Annotated in this window: 7 protein-coding genes; 5 read left to right on the top strand and 2 right to left on the bottom strand. The window is 41.8% G+C overall.

Annotation, left to right across the window (positions count from 1 at the left end):
* From BLS33_RS03150 to BLS33_RS03130, 5 genes are all read left to right on the top strand, one after another.
* Positions 1–864 (top strand): sugar phosphate isomerase/epimerase family protein, encoded by an 864-nt coding sequence (locus tag BLS33_RS03150; protein ID WP_089885187.1) that lies wholly within the window; start codon positions 1–3, stop codon positions 862–864.
* A 16-nt stretch (positions 865–880) separates the two neighbouring features.
* Positions 881–2,011, top strand: coding sequence for a Gfo/Idh/MocA family oxidoreductase (locus tag BLS33_RS03145; protein ID WP_089885185.1), 1,131 nt, complete (start codon positions 881–883; stop codon positions 2,009–2,011).
* A gap of 177 nt (positions 2,012–2,188) precedes the next feature.
* Positions 2,189–3,376 (top strand): aldose epimerase family protein, encoded by a 1,188-nt coding sequence (locus BLS33_RS03140; RefSeq protein WP_089885182.1) that lies wholly within the window; start codon positions 2,189–2,191, stop codon positions 3,374–3,376.
* Positions 3,377–3,383: 7 nt separating this feature from the next.
* The gene (locus BLS33_RS03135; RefSeq protein WP_089885180.1) at positions 3,384–5,003 is read left to right on the top strand and encodes a sodium:solute symporter; all 1,620 of its coding nucleotides are present in this window, start codon (positions 3,384–3,386) and stop codon (positions 5,001–5,003) included.
* A 280-nt stretch (positions 5,004–5,283) separates the two neighbouring features.
* Positions 5,284–7,830 carry a phosphocholine-specific phospholipase C gene (locus BLS33_RS03130; RefSeq protein ID WP_089885178.1) on the top strand — a complete coding sequence of 849 codons (2,547 nt, stop codon included), beginning with the start codon at positions 5,284–5,286 and terminating at the stop codon, positions 7,828–7,830.
* Positions 7,831–7,874: 44 nt separating this feature from the next.
* Here BLS33_RS03130 and BLS33_RS03125 read toward each other — a convergent pair whose 3' ends face one another.
* Together BLS33_RS03125 and BLS33_RS03120 are read right to left on the bottom strand one after the other, a co-directional pair.
* On the bottom strand, positions 7,875–12,221 hold the full coding sequence (locus BLS33_RS03125; protein ID WP_143017564.1) for a hypothetical protein: 4,347 nt from the start codon (positions 12,219–12,221) through the stop codon (positions 7,875–7,877).
* A 12-nt stretch (positions 12,222–12,233) separates the two neighbouring features.
* A complete protein-coding gene (locus BLS33_RS03120) occupies positions 12,234–17,783 on the bottom strand; it encodes a hypothetical protein (RefSeq protein WP_089885174.1) in 5,550 nt (1,849 codons plus the stop codon).
* Positions 17,784–18,079 lie beyond the last annotated feature (296 nt).

The following is an 18,079-nucleotide window of genomic DNA, read 5'->3' as shown; positions in this document are numbered from 1 at the left end:
ATGACGAACAAGCTTAAATATGGCGTAAGTACATGGCTTTGGCAATCGCCCTTCACTACAGAATCAATTTCACTTTTCCCAATGATTAAGTCCATGGGTTTTGATGTAGTAGAAATACCAGTAGAAAACCCTGAACTTATTGATGCCAAAGTGGTGAACAATGCGCTGATCGAACATGGTTTGGCACCAACAGTCTGTGGCGTTTTTGGGCCGACGAAAGACTTGACCCATGATGATGTTAAGGTACATGAAACCTGTTTTCGGTATATCGAAAAATGTTTTGAATTTTGTAACGAGTGGAATGTTGATTTTGTAGCGGGACCCATGTATTCTGCAGTTGGAAAAGCAAGAATGGTATCTTCCGAACAACGAAAAATAGAGTGGGAGCGGGCGGTGAGCAACTTGAGAAAAGTATGTGAAACGGCTCAAAATTTCGGCACATCCATTGCCTTAGAACCCTTAAATCGGTTTGAATCGGATATGGTAAATACCGCAGAAGATGTTATGAGACTGGTAGCCGATATCAACCACGAGAAGGCCAAAGTGCTTCTTGATGGATTTCATATGACTATTGAGGAAAAAAATATTAGGGAAGCCATTAAAACTGTTGGAGACAAATTGATACATGTACAAGTTTCAGAAAACCACCGCGGTATTCCCGGTAGTGGTTTGACACCTTGGCATGATTTAAAAAAGGGGCTCGATGATGTCAATTATCAAGGGGCGATGGTCATAGAAAGTTTTACTCCCGAAATTAAAGAACTTGCCGGGGCTGTTTGCATATGGAAAAATCTGGCGGAAAGTCAAGATGAGTTTGCTACTGAAGGCCTCAGGTTTTTAAAAGAAACATTCAACAAAGCTTAATATAAAAAAAGGAACAATGAGTGATAAGAAAATAAATATAGCTATTGTCGGACTAGGATTTGGTGCCGAGTTTATTCCAATTTATCAAAAACATCCGAATGCTCATCTAATTGCCATAGCACAACGCAATGCATCTAAATTAAATGAACTGGCCGATGCTTTCGGTATAGAGAAAAGATATACCTCATTTGATGAGCTGCTGGAAGATCCCGAAATCGACGCGGTACATATTAACACCCCGATACCCAATCATGGTGCACAATCGATAAAAGCTTTGAAGGCAGGCAAGCACGTTGCATGTACAGTGCCAATGGCAACAACGGTAGAAGAATGTGAGGAAATTGTTAGATTGACAGCTGAGAAAGGATTGACCTATATGATGATGGAAACAGTGCTTTATGCTAGGGAATTTCTCTATATGAAAGAACTGTATGAAAATGGAGCGTTGGGTAAGGTACAGTTCTTAAAAGCAAGCCATCAACAAGATATGGACGGATGGCCGAATTATTGGCCAGGTTTGCCGCCAATGCACTATGCAACGCACTGCGTTGGTCCCGTTCTAGGTCTCACACGTGGAGAGGCCGAATACGTTTCGTGTTTTGGTTCGGGTACCATTCGGGAAGAATTGATTGCTAACTACAACTCGCCCTATGCTGTGGAAACAACCCATATTAAATTTCGAAACTCCGATTTAAGTGCCCAAGTATATCGTTCGCTTTTTGATGTAGCCCGCCAATATCGGGAAAGTTTTGAAGTGTATGGATCAAAGAAATCAGTTGAATGGCCACTGATTGAAGGAAAACCTTTAGTCGTTCATACCGCTAAAAAACCAGAACCTGAGATTCCGGAAGAAGTTGAAAGTCCCGACTTTGCAAAATTGTTACCCAAAGAAATACAGCATTTTACGACCAAAGGGGTTTACGATTCCGATGAACACCAACATCTCTCTTTTACACAGGGAGCGGGTCACGGTGGTTCACACCCACATTTGGTGCATGAATTTGTAAACGCCTTGATAACAGGGAAAGCGCCATACCCGAATGCAAAACAATCTGCAAATATTACATGCGTAGGCATACTTGCGCACGAATCTGCGCAAAAAGGAGGGGAGCTTATTAAATTACCCGAATTCACCTTTGAAGATTAGTGGCGGTACAAACCATAAGTTTGCTATTCCAATCTAGTATTTTGGTCCTAGCTTTCATAATTTTTTTTATCTTCCGTGCTGCTACGGAATTTCACTTGATGGAAATTTAAGAGATATGACTTGAAAACTTTTAAATCTGGTGAGAGTGGTATATAGGATCAACTAAATCTTGATGAAATGAATTTATTGAAAAACTTTACTTATAGTTTTTTGCTATTGGGTTTTGCCCTGGCAAACCTTCAGTGCAAACCCGAAAAGAAAGACGATGAAGCTGCTAAAGTTGAAGTGGAACCTGAAAAGGAAACGGTAAGTATTACGAAAAATATTTTCGGTATTACTCCAGATGGAGAGAAGGTTGAACGCTATACGCTTAGAAACGACAGTGGGGTTGAAGTAGATATTATTACTTATGGAGGAATCATAACCTCATTGAAGGCCCCTGATAAAAATGGAGTTGCAGAAGATGTTGTTTTAGGGTACAATAGATTCAACCAGTATCTTGATAAGAGTCCTTATTTTGGGGCGATTATCGGAAGATACGGTAACCGTATCGCCAAAGGAAAATTCTCGATAGGGGATACAGAATATACCTTGGCCCTAAATAATGGCGAAAACCATTTACACGGTGGGTTAAAAGGTTTTGATAAAATATTATGGAAGCCTTCTGTAGCGAAAGGAACTGATTTTGTCTCGTTGAAACTAACATATTTAAGTAAGGATATGGAAGAAGGTTTTCCGGGAAACCTAAACGTTACTGTAACCTATATTTTGACAAATGACAGTAGTCTGAAGATGTTGTACGAAGCAACAACTGATAAAACGACCATTGTGAATCTCACAAACCATTCTTATTTTAACCTTTCAGGAGATTTTTCGCAAACTATTTTGGATCATGAGGTGACTCTTAATGCCGATAAATATCTACCTGTTGATGAAACACTTATTCCTACAGGAAAATCGGCTAGCGTCGAAGGTACCCCTTTCGATTTTCGCGAACCAAAGACCATACGCGAAGATATAGGAAAGAAGAACGACCAATTGACCATTGGCGGGGGTTTCGACCATTGTTGGGTTTTAAATGACCAAAATTCAGGGGTACGCCTTGGCGCTACCGTTTACCATCCGGCCAGCGGGAGAGTTCTTGAGGTACTGACTGACGAGCCTGGTGTTCAATTTTATTCCGGTAATTTTTTAGATGGGACCCTTCCTGCAAAAAATGGAGGCACCTACGGCCAAAGAAGTGGCTTTTGTCTCGAAACAGAACACTATCCGGATTCTCCTAACCAACCAGATTTTCCGTCCGTCATATTGAATCCAGGCGAGACTTATAATTCGCAGACGGTATATAGATTCTCGACAAAGTAATAGTTTTATGAAAACACTCGATACGTTAGATTGGCTAAGCATTTCCGTATATTTTATAGTGCTATTGGGTATAGCCGTTTGGGTCATCAGGAAAAAGCAAGACAATACCGAAGATTATTTTTTGGCGGGAAGAAATGTAGGATGGTTTGTTGTAGGTGCCTCGATTTTTGCCTCTAACATCGGGTCTGAACATGTGGTAGGGCTTGCCGGAGCTGGCGCAAGTAATAAATTGCCCATGCTCATTTACGAAATACATGCATGGATCGTTTTGATTTTAGGCTGGGTATTTCTTCCTTTTTATGCCCGTAGCGGGGTCTTTACAATGCCCGAGTTTCTCGAGAAACGTTTTGATGCACGAGCGCGATGGATTTTATCGATTTTTTCTATAATCGCCTATATTCTCACAAAAATTTCTGTAACCATTTATGCAGGCGGCGTAGTGGTATCTGCACTTTTAGGTATTGATTTCTGGACAGGTGCAATAGCCACGGTCGTTCTAACGGGACTCTATACTGTTCTTGGCGGTATGCGAGCCGTTGTATATACCGAAGCCCTACAGGCCGTAATACTTATTGTAGGCGCGGCGGCCCTAACTTTTATCGGATTGGAGCATGTTGGTGGATGGTCAAGTATGGCTGAGACCGTTACACCCGAATACTTGAATATGTGGCGATCTTCGTCCGATCCCGATTTTCCATGGCCCGCACTGGTAATTACGAGTACCATAGTAGGAGTTTGGTATTGGTGTACAGACCAATACATTGTACAGCGAGCGCTAACCGCCAAAAATATTAAAGAAGGTAGACGAGGTACAATTTTTGGGGCCTTATTAAAACTAATGCCCGTATTCTTGTTTCTGATTCCTGGTGTAATCGCTTTAACACTTAAAATGCGCGGTGAACTCCATTACGACTCTCCGGATCAAGCTTTTCCCATTCTGATGAGTAATCTGTTGCCATCAGGACTAAGGGGCTTGGTAGCTGCAGGATTGTTGGCTGCCCTAATGAGTTCCCTAGCTTCCGTCTTCAATTCGTGCTCAACTTTGTTCACGGTGGATATTTATAAAAAATTAAAACCTGATACTCCTGAGGATAAATTAGTGCGTACGGGGCAGATCGCCACTGTCGTCGTCGTGATTATTGGTATTATCTGGATTCCGATTATGGCTAATATTTCTGGTGTTTTATATGAATATTTACAAAAAGTACAGTCCTATATTGCCCCACCGATTACTGCCGTTTTCCTTTTGGGTATTTTTCATAAACGTATAAACTCTCAAGGTGCTTTTGTGACCTTGGTCGTAGGTTTTATTGTTGGGGCTTTTCGAATCGTATTGGAATTGATTAAAGGGTCATTAGACCCAAATGGAATGCTTTACAAGCTGGGTGACATGAACTTCCTCACTTTTGGGGCATGGTTCTTTTTATTCTGTATCATACTTACGATAGTGGTGAGTTTACTAACTGAAGCGCCTTCTTTGGAGAAAGTAACTAACCTGACGTTCGGTACGATTACTGAAGAAGAAAAGCTTAAAAATAAGAGTAGCTACAATTGGGTAGATATTGCCGTATCGGTTTTAGTGGTTGCCATAGTCATCGGTATTATGGTATTCTTCAATGGAAAATAGGCCTTAAAATGAATGTGATATCTGAATAATCATTAAGGAAGCTTTGATTGGTGGCAATGATTGCGTGATTAACCGAAGCATCTTTGCTTGCCCCGATTTATTATTTTAAAGTAAATGCATTTTTTAAATTGAAAACCTAAATAGGTAAAAAGTACTTTGAATGGCATCGGATTATAATGCCTAAGGCGTTTCAAAAAGTCCATAAAAATTTCTCCTACTTAAATATCCTCTTTACTTTTAACAGTATTATTGTGAAAGCTTAAAATACTGTTTGAAAAATATGGATACAAGAAGGGATTTTTTAAAAAAGGCCGGTCTGTTGGCTGGTGGAATGGGATTAACATCGGGCATGCCGTATTCTATACAAAGAGCACTGGATATCGACCCAGAAAAGGGTAGCACATTTTACGATGCGGAACATGTTGTTTTTCTGATGCAAGAAAATCGTTCTTTTGATCACTGCTTTGGCACTTTACAGGGCGTTCGTGGCTACAATGACCCTAGGGCAATCTCATTACCTAATAAAATCCCGGTATGGTTGCAAAGCAATAAGAAGGGAGATACGTATGTGCCTTTTCGCTTAAATATCAAGGACACCCAAGCTACTTGGATGGGTGATTTGCCCCATTCTTGGGAAAATCAAGTAGATGCCAGAAATGATGGTAAGTATGATGAGTGGTTGAATGCCAAAAAAATGGATAAGGAGTACGGCGATTTTCCGCTTACAATGGGGCACTATACCCGCGAAGATCTTCCATTTTATTACGCATTTGCCGATGCTTTTACTGTTTTTGATCAACATTTTTGTTCCGCTTTAACGGGGACCACAACGAATAGGAATTTTTTCTGGACGGGAAAATCGTGGGATAGTGAACAAACGAGACCTTGTGTTCGTAATTCGGAAGTTACGTATGGCAATGAGGCTCATTGGAAAACTTTCCCCGAACGATTAGAAGAAAATGATATTTCGTGGCGCGTTTATCAAAATGAGATAAGCTTGCCTACCGATGTGGAAGATTCATCGTTGTTGGCCAATTTCACCGATAATAACTTAGAGTGGTTTTCTCAATATAATGTGCGTTATAGCGGAGGATTTCAGGCATATTTGAAGAAACGGCTGACCGAGCTGCCATCTGAAATTAAGGATTTGGAAAAAGAGGTGGCCAAAGAGCCCAAGGAGCAAGTACAGAAAAAGGAAAAAGATTTAGTTAAGAAAAAGGGCGAACTAACACAAATAAAAGAAGTGCTGGAAAAATGGAGCCCGGAAAACTTTGAAAAACTTTCGGAGTTTCAAAAAAACTTGCACAAAAAGGCATTCACTACCAATACTGGAGATCCCGACTACCATAGCACAGAAACATTGACATATGACGATAATGGTACCGAGCGGTCAATTAAAGTTCCCAAAGGTGATATACTACACCAATTTAGAACAGATGTAGACCAAGGAAAATTGCCAACGGTTTCTTGGTTGGCGGCTCCACAGAAGTTTTCTGATCACCCCAGTGCACCATGGTATGGGGCTTGGTACGTTTCTGAGGTTCTAGATATCCTTACCAAAAATCCTGAGGTATGGAAAAAGACCATCTTTGTACTGACTTATGATGAAAACGATGGGTATTTTGATCATGTGCCTCCCTTTGTAGCGCCCAACCCTCAAGACAAGAATGCTTTTTCCAAAGGAATTGATACTTCCGAAGAATTTGCAACGCGGGAACAGGAATTGGCAAAAGAAGGTATGGACGCTGAGGATGCCCGAGAAAGCCCTGTCGGGCTTGGGTATAGGGTACCTATGGTCATTGCTTCGCCATGGAGCAAAGGAGGTTGGGTGAATTCCGAGGTCTGTGATATCACGTCTACCCTTATGTTCCTTGAAGAATTTTTAAATAAGAAAACGGGAAAATCGATTAAGGAAACAAATATCAGCAGCTGGCGCAGAACGGTCAGTGGCAATCTCTCCTCTGGTTTTAGGCCATACAATGGCGAAGTCATAGGTGTACCCGAATCTGTGAATCGAAACGAATTTATGCAAGAGGTCTATAATGCCAGTTTTAAAGGTCTTCCCAAAAGCTCCGGTCCACTTTCCATTTCCGATATAGTTGAAGCAAAAAAAGATATTTATAAGACTTCCTTTATGTCACACCAAGAACCAGGTATACGCGATTCTTGTGCCTTAGCCTATGAATTGTATGCGGATGGTCGTATGAATACCGATAAGAATTCCTATGAAATTACATTTACGGCCGCCGATAATATTTTTGGAGATTCGGCCTTGGGAGCTCCCTTTAATATATACGCACCTGATAACTATTTACAGGAAACACCGAGTGGTGAATCAAAGTTTTTACCAGTAAAAACTTGGCCAGTTGCAGTGAAGAAAGGAGATGCCCTAACTTTTGAATGGCCTTTGGAACATTTTGAGGGGAATAGCTATCATCTAAAAGTTTACGGTCCCAACGGTTTCTATAGGGCGTTTATGGGAAGTAAAATAGATTCAGACCTAAAAGTTTTATGCGGGTACCAACAAAAGAGGGGCTTTATAAAAAAACCATCTGGAAATGTTGAGCTTAAAATTTCCAATACTTCTAAAAGCAAAAATTTTAATATGGTAGTAGAGGATCAGGCTTACGGTAATGCTGTGCAGACGATAACGGTAAAAAAAGGAACTGTAGAAACTGTTTTTATCAATACGAAGGATAGTTATGGTTGGTACGATTTTACTGTTCGGGTTGATGGATTATCTGAATTTGAACAGCGGTATGCCGGGCGGGTAGAAACAGGAAAACCCTCAAAAAGTGACCCTTTTATGGGAAGGGCGTTATCATAAAACTATAGTGAAGGCGAAATTTTGGTTGAATTAAATTCTATGTATCAACATTCGGCACAACATACAAAAGGCACTTCTGTCAAGGGCGATGTTCTTAATATGCGATATTCACCAAGTTTATCCGATAGTGCTTTTTCACTTTCTATTTTTCGGTTCTTGATGATGACCGCGACATCCTTATTAATCTTTTCTATTGCTTCCATAGGGAAGTTGATATAGTCGAAGATATTTGTGATGTTTCCGAATACCTCGACCACAATGACGCTCAATGGGGAATCTTCCGGCAAGCCATAACGATTCAACAAGGCAATAATTTCTTTATTAGTCCAGGTACAGGTCCCTTTTTTAATTTTATCCTTGTAGATCGCTAGCTTAGCACCTTGTAGTAATGATGTTGTGGTAAATGAGGCATTTGCAGGAACAGGGGTGACAAATCCAGGTTGCTTTTTATATTTTTCATAGGCACTCAATAAATTACGGGATGTTGTTAGGTCGGGATTTATTAATCGACCTTTCGAACGTCGTTTCATCAAATTGGAAACTTTAACTTTAGTTTCTTGCTTCAGGTCAAGTTCATCCAGTTGATTGAACATTTGAAATTGCGCTAGTAAATGGCTTGCTTTATCTTGATCACTTCTTTGGGCTATATAGCCGTCCGTTTGCTTCATCGCCTTAACCAGTACGGAGGCTGTCGTCAATTCCCTTTTTATTTCGATAGGATTTAAAAGTATCATGACTTTCTCATGGAGTAAAATGTTCCGGTATTCGAGGCCATCGGCCTGCTTGACTTGTGCATAAAGCACACCATGTAGTTGTGTCCTTGGGGGATCTGCGGTAACATCCTTACCATTAAGAACGGCTTTGGCATAAGGTGCGTTAACCGTTACTTTAATATCATCCCTATCTACATTGCATAACAAAGAGGGGGCGGGATGTTGCATACCCGTAACGCGCAGCGGTCTGCCAAAACGCCCATTGGCGGTACTCCAAAGATTGTCTTTTCCATCTTCGAGGTTACTCCAATGTCCATGACCGATCCTAAATTCATAGGTGAAAAACCCAAACAATTCCGGACTCTCGGAATGTAGCCCGGAGGGAAGGGGCAAAAGATAGTGAATATTGTCATTGTCGCTTGCCTTTTCCATGGCCTGCATGGCACTTAACCCGGCCATGTCATCGGTTTGGTTTGGGGTAATGCTTCGAACATATTCCGGGTCTATGGGAAGTATAGGGTCTGGAAGCGTTTCATCAAGAAATTCACGATTGTGGCTCAACATCTGATCGGGGGCATAGCGTAGCAATCGACAAAATAGGGTGTCATGCGGATCTTTGACGGGCTCCTCCAACTCGACCCATAAATACCGCTGTCTAGGTTCGGTGGCACTATACTTTTCATTTTTTCGATAAGCGGAAAACGCCATCCCGACGCTCACAATTTTAGGCACTTGTGCGGGAATTACCGTTGTCGGCAAGGTCAATTTTTCAGGCTTATGTTCTTGTTCGTTACCATGACCAGTCTTGAAATGAGGAGTTAAGGTATAGTCAACCTCCAATTCATCTGGGAAACGTAGTTGACCATTGGTTCTCAAAAGTTTCGATTTTGGTTCGATGGCATCTATGAATATCATAGTGGTATGAGACCTGTTCACAATGCCGAAGTCGTCAGCCAATAAAGATTCAAAGGATGCGTAGTGTTTCAATTCAATATCGCCCACTTTTAGGGTTTCCAATTCTTCATCTTTATCATCTTGGAACTTTTTATTCCTGAAGATTGAAAAGCTCACGTTTTCAAGAGCATCCCAACTCCAATCCCGATTGATGTGATAGACCAGACAGCCGATCCAATGATTGCACAGATCGCCCTTGGAACCTAAGGTGATACTACTGTGATCGGGAGCCAGGTGATGTTGGATTTTGTTGCTGCATCCAAATACCACACGTTCGCCTTTTTGCCCCACCAACGTTAACCCTCTTGAAACAACTCCCAATTGTTGGGCCAGACGCTCGACAATATCCGGAACGGTATTCTTATTCTCGCGATTAAAATGGATCTGTGAATTGACACGTTCGATTATATGAGGAGGATCCGGTTGCAAGTAAATTGCTTTGATAGGAGCAACATTTGGCTTCAATAACAATAGATCGTCCTCCACATTTGATTCCTTATAAAATAGAAATTGCATTGTTTTTCCATAACGTGAATCAAGATCGGAATTGGCCTCATTGATAAAACCATAATAATTATTTTGTTCTTCACAAACCGCCCTGAGGGTTATCCTAATAGTACGGGCGGTAGGCAGCGGCAATTCGTTCATAGCATCTATGGCCAAGTTATTCATGGCCGGATCATTAAAAGGGTCGTTTTCATTGCCCAAGTTCAAGGCATTGACATCCCTAAAGGTAACAGGTACAGTAAGTTGTGCGTCAAAATCCGTAGGAAAGGCCCGGTGAGTTTTATACAATGTAATGTAATTCTCCGTTCCAATTTCGCTCAGCAGATTATCCAATCGTAAGGTTTCAACCTCCACCCTTATTTCTACCCTGTTTACATCGGGATCGGCTATTGCTGGGGTAACGGCCTGATCGACACCTGCTCCCGATTGAATGAGCAATGCTATAGGGTCTAATCCTTTTTGTTGGTATTTATTGGTAAACACTACTGCAGGGTAGGTGAGAAGGGGCCTTTGGATTTCTAATCTTGGATTAGCATCGAACACGGAGGCATCGTTTACAATAGTTTCATTAAAATGGGTTATTGTTGCCCGTCGTATGCCTTCTGGCTTGTTTATACGGCAGAGTCCGGGGGCAATGTATCTTTTGAACAGCCGCTTCGCTGTTGGACTAGCCGCGTTGTTGTGTAGTTCTTCCTCTATTGCCGGGCCGCCACCACTGATATCCATCATCCGTACCCGAAACTCATAGGTGTTTCCATACAGCAGTTCTGCATCTACGGCGACTTCATCAAACATATTCGTCGCATTTACATTTTTAGGGTTGTTTAAAGAATCTACCTCTTCATTGTTCCGGTAAATTTGAATGGCATCGGTGTCTTTTAATACCAGACTTTTACCGATCCAATTCGTGAAATACATAGGTAGCCAATACGGGCTGTTCGTGTCATTATCTGGCTGTGTTGGAAATACCTGATAGGGCAGCTCCAGCGTTTGATCGACCGAGTTTCCCAAACTTGCCCCGCCAATGGTATATATTTGCTTGCTTTTTACAAGATTAAGGCTGTTCCATTCGGGAGCATTTTCTTTTTTTACATCGATTTTATAACCATAGACACCTAAGGGTGCGTCCATTCTTTTGCCCGGCTCTTCAGGATTATGGGTCAATTGACGGATGTACCAAATAAGGATCTGCTCATCATCCCACGCCAACCGAAAACCCATATCGTTTACAGGATGCACACCATCTTGTTGCTCGCTCAACAGATTACTGCTCACGGGCTGGGCTGCGTGCACGATTTTGGTAAAACCGTCGTTGTATTCGTTCACTTCCGCAAAAATTTGGTCCCACGGTGCTTTGGGAGGTTCGGGGTCTACAAGTCCTTGACGAAAGAGTACAGGAAACAATAAAGGGGCAAACAGCGGACGGGCTTCATTAACCTCCAATTTAGGAAGTCTAGCGGCATACCGTTTTACAAATGGTCCATCGGGATCTAGAAATAATTGCTCCTGAACAGCTTCATAATCTGCATTGACAAGGTCGACATACACATAACTGCCTTTGTCATACCAATCGGGATGGTCGGCAACCGTTATTTCTGCACTATAGATCATTCCACAGGCTCGCGCCAATAAGGGTTGACGGAGAATATGTGCAAATACCTGGCCCCAACTCATGTCATCGCTATTCTTCCAATTCGGTTTTTTCTTGACATCGGCTCTAATTGCACAATGGTAACTATCATCGGTCTTTGCGTTTTTATGCCGAGGCGTGGTAAAGTTGAAGGAGCCTCTATAGCTTTCAGGAAGGTATTTGTTTAAAGTAATTTCTTGCACTTCAGCTTTATCCGTTGTATTATCAAGATTGATTTTTGCCCCGAAATCTGCCGCCATGCCTTGTAAAAGTGCTTTTTTATTTGTGGCTTCGGTTACCGTTACCGGTATTTGTTCGGGGGCGCTGCCTGCATTGGTCGAATTACTAATCGGCCATTCGTCCAGACCTTTAATGACCTTAAGTTCAAATTCGGGAATAAGATCGGCAAACGGAGTTGCCATATCGTTCGGTGCAGGCAGTCCTGTGTTTATGGCATCAAAAGGATTTTGGTTTCGTGGAATCAATACAATATTCAATTTAATCTTTTGACCATCGAACCCTTGCGGAAAAACCATTGTGGTGTATCTTCTTTTAGCTTCCATATCTTCTATTATTAATTTTTTCAATGACCATATGATCTAGGCCACCTGTCTGTCTTCTCCCCATGTTTTTGAAAAACTGATATCAATAATCAGGAATATGCTGATGTCGAGCGCAAAAGTGACCTGTGCCGAAGCATTGGTTTGATTTCCTACTTTCTCGATGATTCCTTTAGCTTCAATCATGATGGTTACTGTAACGATACCTCCTAATAAATTGGCATTTCCCTTAAATGACATCAATGCCGTTATGATTACCTTGTCCTTATCCGCATACATCGTAACGCCCATCATATAGGTTACGCTGGCATTACCCACAACAGGTAGGCTCACAACAATCGAAATTCCAAAGGCAAAAGCAAGTTCTAAGTTAGGGCCCACTTTGGTATCGGCGGCAATTTTTACACCTACCGAACCTATGGCGTATATAGATCCTACGCCTACCGATACGCACATTACACTTAATCCTCCTTTAAACTGTAAAAAGGCACCAGCCGTGGGCAGTAATTGAGCAGGATCGGTCGTTACTTTTAAAGCGGCGTTAAAATAGACGCCCAACGCTAACGAGGCCTCTAATTTTAAAGGAGTCTGTGCACTATTATACAGTTCATCAGTTGGGGGAAAACGGACCAATGGAATTTCTTTTGTGGCCTCGAACTTGTATTCCCATATTTCACCACTATTGCTCATGGCGACTTTAAGACCCTTTTTCATTGCCTCCCCGTAGTTGCCTTGACTCAATTGCGCAAGAACTTCTAAAATGTCGATGACCGGCTGAAGGGCTTCACTAAATTCGATTTCAGGTACCGGTAATCCATTGGTTCCCGAATCGTCACCTCCTTCATAACCGGTTTCCTTACTTTTCTTGGCGTCAAAGTTTCCTTTGATGGTCATTAGACGTTTCATGTCCCCAAGGTCCACGACCATGGCGAGGTTGTTGACTCTACTTTTCCACGATTCGGCAGCCTGATCGGCAAAGGAATCGACATCAAAGTTGAGCTTCCCATCCACGTGATTTGGGGGGGCGGAAGGCTTGTTCTTGGTGTTGTATTCTATGTAAATCTTTAATGCTTCGGTATCCACTAGGGGTACTTCAAATTGAGGAATATCAAATTTTAGTGCTTTATCAATAACACCGTTAGCTCCTTTTTGCAACAATTTCATTCCCTGGTCTACGATGGCTTCCCCGGCTTTTTTCACTTCGATTTCCATCAATTCGAGCACCTTTGTTTCACCATCTTCAAGGGCGTTGGTCACAAAGGCCTCTACGGTATTGTTGGCACTGTCCTTACCGTTCAACATGGGCATTGCCTTGCCAAAATTATCTATGGCATTTCCTATATTCGGAAAAATACTACTTCCTTCCATCAACCGATAGGCATCAGCAAAAATAGGAGGTGTCTTACTCAATAATTTTTTAACGGCGTTACCGTATGATGGTGTTAAAAAGAGCGCCTTTTGGGTATCGGTGGACTGTAAAAACCCAAAATTGATGGTTTGGTTCGAAGGATTTCTAAGTATTTCAGTAGGATGGGCTATCCTTAATAGCTGACTATTGACCACTGAAGGGTCAATGACCACATTTTTTTTCCATTTTCCAGTACGTATCAAGGGTACAGTGGTTCCAGAAGGTAATGGAGTTACTTCTCCCGTTCCCGCTTGGTGTTGTACCACCGACCAACTTCCGGCTTTAGGTAAGACCATTGTGCCCCGTGCCGCAATCACAAATACTGGCTTCCCGTTCTTGTCCGTTGAATTATTGACATCAAAACTGTCGATGCGCATCTGCTGGTCACTTTTATTGATATTTATGACACAATCAAGATCACCACCGATACTGCCTTGTTGAAGGTTTAACAGGTCTCTCAGTTGGATCGCGGTTAATGGTTTTCCTGCAGGGGCGACCTGTACATAGCCCAGAATTTTTTTGGAAACCACCCTGTTATTGGTATGGCCTTGAATTACATTTTCGATTTCTACATCGGCATCAAAATAGACGCCACCGCATTTTACGTCTTCAACTATTGTTTTGCCTTCTTCATTTAGGACTTCTATTCCTTTAATACCATCTATATATATTGTATTATTTGGAATTTCATTGGTAGCTGTATATTCTTGTACGGAGGGCGCATCTTTTATGTTTCGAATGTTAAACAGTCCCTTTATTGTTCCCGGATGAAATTCAAAGGGATCTTCGCCTGGCACAAAATTTCCATTCAAATCCTGATAACGGTATGAAAAATCAAATAGACCGTCCGATTCCGCTTTCCAGCCACTATCCGTTCTGTAAATACGACCGGTTGCGGTTCGGAAAACGGTTATGGTCCGCACCACTCTAATCCCCCAAGGGTATAAAATGCTTTTTACTTGAATGACTTCGTGGGCGGTGCGCCCCATCATTACATCAAATTTGGCTTGGCTGGTTTGTGCCATGGCCGCTGTCGGGCTCAGCCAGTCGCTAAATATATTGGCACCATAGCCGGTAATATCCATCCGTGAGAGAGGTACACCTCTTGATTTTTCCAATTTGTTGGATTTGACCAGAACACCTGTCAAAAATTCATTATTAAAAATTTCTGTTACCCTATGCCCCAAATTACTGGCTCCAGATTTTTGTCCCAGACCGTTTAAGAGATTATTTAATTGGATGGTATATCCGGGGAACATCGGACTGTCCTTTTCCTCTGGGGTAGGTACCGGCTTTCCGAAATCTCCGGCGGTCAGGCTCAACTGTATGCCTCCTTGGTACTTACTTGTGCCATCGGTATTTTTACGAAATTGGGGACGAAGGTTGGTGATATTCGGTTTTGTCGGTTCTACGAAATTTCTGGAAATAAAGCTAAGAGCTTTTAAACCGAACGGTAAAGTAAACGCTGAAACTGTATAGTTTTTAGGGTTGTCATGGAAATCATCGACAATGGCATCAACTACAGGAATAGGTGCGAGTGGTACGTGCTCTTGATTGTTGTTCCAAACCCGGGTAGGTCCACCGTCATCTTCATAAAACAAGGCCCCAACTTCTGGATCCATATAAAGTTTAGGGGAGGAAGGAGTTTCCCTATCCGGAGGGGAAAGATTTACGACGGGTTCCCACGCAATTTGCGGTAGTGTAAAGGAGCGCGCCATATCACCTTTTACCTTGACATGCATGCCTTCCACAATAAATGGCCAATTGTTTTTTACCACTACAGAACCTTCATCAGTACTCGTCGTTACACTGCCTGTCTTTACGATAATCATTTCTCCACTGACACTTACACCCAATTGGTTGGCATTGCTACTGATGTCCAACAGTGCAAAAGGTTCTGCGGAAAGCCGACTGCCTAGAACCACATTCTCCCAGGCATTTTGAAGGTTGAAATCACTTATTTCTGTATTCAGCAAATCCGCATTATAGCCAGTGTCAAGTATAGTTTCATCTTTGGCCCGCCCAATTACTTTTTTTGATAGCAGCCCCAAACTTTCAAGTAAAAAAGTGTTAGCTTTTGTACTTTCCTCAAGATAAGATCGATTAATTTTTACTGCATTCAATACCCTTCCGGTGGAGAACAAGGTTCTTGTGAACGTATTTTTAACATCTTTCAATCTGTTTTTGGTGAGAGCGATACTATCCGGAGATTGTTTTCTGAGCAAGGTTGCGGTCAATCTAGATTTTGAGTGCGCCCAATTAGGCGATACCCTTAGGTTGTTAGTATCGGATACGGCAGCACTATTTTCTGAATCGGTAAGGGTTTCGGGGGGATAGGTGCCAAAATAGAACCCTGTCGTGATTTTATCTGCATTTTTATCAATTGGATTATAGTTGACAGCACAAATAAGCATATTAAGGTTGCCCCTGCCCACTCTTGAATAAGAGCCCTGACTGGCAAATAATCGTTCCCATGATTTTAATTTTCCAACATAGGGATCTGGAAGCGTCGGTAAATATCCATAAAGACCAAATGCGAGAAAAAGCGAACCTTTGGTCACTTTTGTCCAATTCTCGTCACAATTTCCGAACAACAGGCACGTATTTACTTGGGAAACCGTAAAAAGGGCATTTTCGAGAGCGATAGCTACGGGCTTTGGTGCGCCCTGATTTTTAGTTTTAGGTGCATTGTCGGCAAGAATATTGCCATCATAGAGATAGATTAGCCGGTTCTTGTCGGAAGCGGCAAGCATAAGGACAGAAGATTTGGAACGCACTTCAAAAGGCTCTCCGTTTACTTTTACCGGTCTGTCTATTTTAAAATCGCTATCGCATTGCGTCGTGATGTATTCAAGTGCTGGAGTACCTGAAATGTTCAGGAACAGAGGTGTGTTTTTTAAGAATTGAAGGTTTGTAGAAGATCCGTAGGGTTTCTGGTTATCTTGCCAAAGATCTATGTCTTGACTCACACCGGAAATATCAGCGGCATAATCTGCAAGAAAAAGGTTTCCAGGGCCGCCCAATATCAAGGGTTCAATAAACCGCGCATCATCATTTGCAAGGTTCGGCCATGATGCCCTCAGGCCTTTTCCGCAATGTAATATTACCATGCCGTTTCCTTCTGCCTGCAACGGATTGTTCACATCTAGAGTAGCTGTCGACAACGCCCAATAGCTCTGCTTAATCGGTGCGGTTCCTGAAATTCCAATGAATTTACCACTTGCTTTAACAATTTGAAACTCGGGATTGTTCTGCTGCCATGGAAAGGCGATTACATTTAAAATAGGATTGTAAACCGTGGTAGGATTTCGTATTATTTTATAGTTGTAATCTAGAGATTGCCCGAACATTTTTGAGGAGGCATCGCCGATGGATAGTGATGTCAGTTTTTTTGTGGCTCCGCTCCAAATGAATTCAAAAGATTCAGGTAATTTGAATTCAGCGTCCCTCGCATCTTTACCGTAGGGAGAAGTTTCTGATGTTGTAACCGGAACATGTTGTTCCATCTTTAGTGATACCTCAATATTTGTATTTGGTTTTAAGGTGATTTTCTTATTGACAAGCGTCGGTGATTGACTTAAGTTTATACTTCCCGATTTAACCTTTATTCCAACATACGCCGTATCAGGAGCATCGATGGAAAGTAGCTTTGCTTGGATCCAAACGGTTCCGGCAACTATGGAGTAAACCGCCCCTCTAGATACTCTTGTTGGTTGAACCCTGGTTTGAAACAACAGTATAGGTTCGGTGCCGCTATATAAAGTCGTTAGTTTAATAGTTTTAAATATATCTACCCACGCGTATCGACCTTCTGAAGTGACAAAGGGGCCCATGGTTTCCACCGCTTGGGCACCATTCGCCCAATCGGGAATGCTGCCTGAAACTTGAGCTGTTCGTGCCGGAACTGTTCGAATAAATGTTCGAAACCCATCATCTTCTGACGTTTCTATCGTTTTTTTTGCGACTGTTTCTATGTTTCTTAATCTTGCGTTATCGATATTTTCCCGCGCATAGAAATTAGAATTGGCAAATAGGTGTTCACTGCCAACATCTTCGCTTTGAATTAAAGAACTAGCGATTCTTTGCTGCGCCTTTTGCATTTCCTTTTCCTGTTCTGGATTAACCGTGTGTAGATGACCGGTAATACTCTCTAGAAGGGAGGTAAGTTGAAGCTTATCCATATTAGAATTTTTATAGCTGAATTCGATTGAGTGCCTATCAAAAAATAAATAAAGGGAACTTGAAAATGCTATAGGAATTCAAAAACAATGGGGAACATGTTTTAATAATGTCTAGAGAATCCGAATAAAAAGGGGGACTAAAATAATGGGAACTGTCTATCGATATTTATAGGGTCCAAAATAAGGGGGAGTATATATGTTCTTGTGGACCTTTATACGATATTGTAACCAATTAAATTTAGCGACAAATTTGAATTTATCCTAAAGATTTAACACAATTCATTTTGAAGGTTTTA

The organism is Kriegella aquimaris (assembly GCF_900103215.1).
GTDB lineage: Bacteria > Bacteroidota > Bacteroidia > Flavobacteriales > Flavobacteriaceae > Kriegella > Kriegella aquimaris.
The sequence above is the reverse complement of the archived record's forward strand: the minus strand, read 5'-3'. Positions and strand labels throughout refer to the sequence as shown.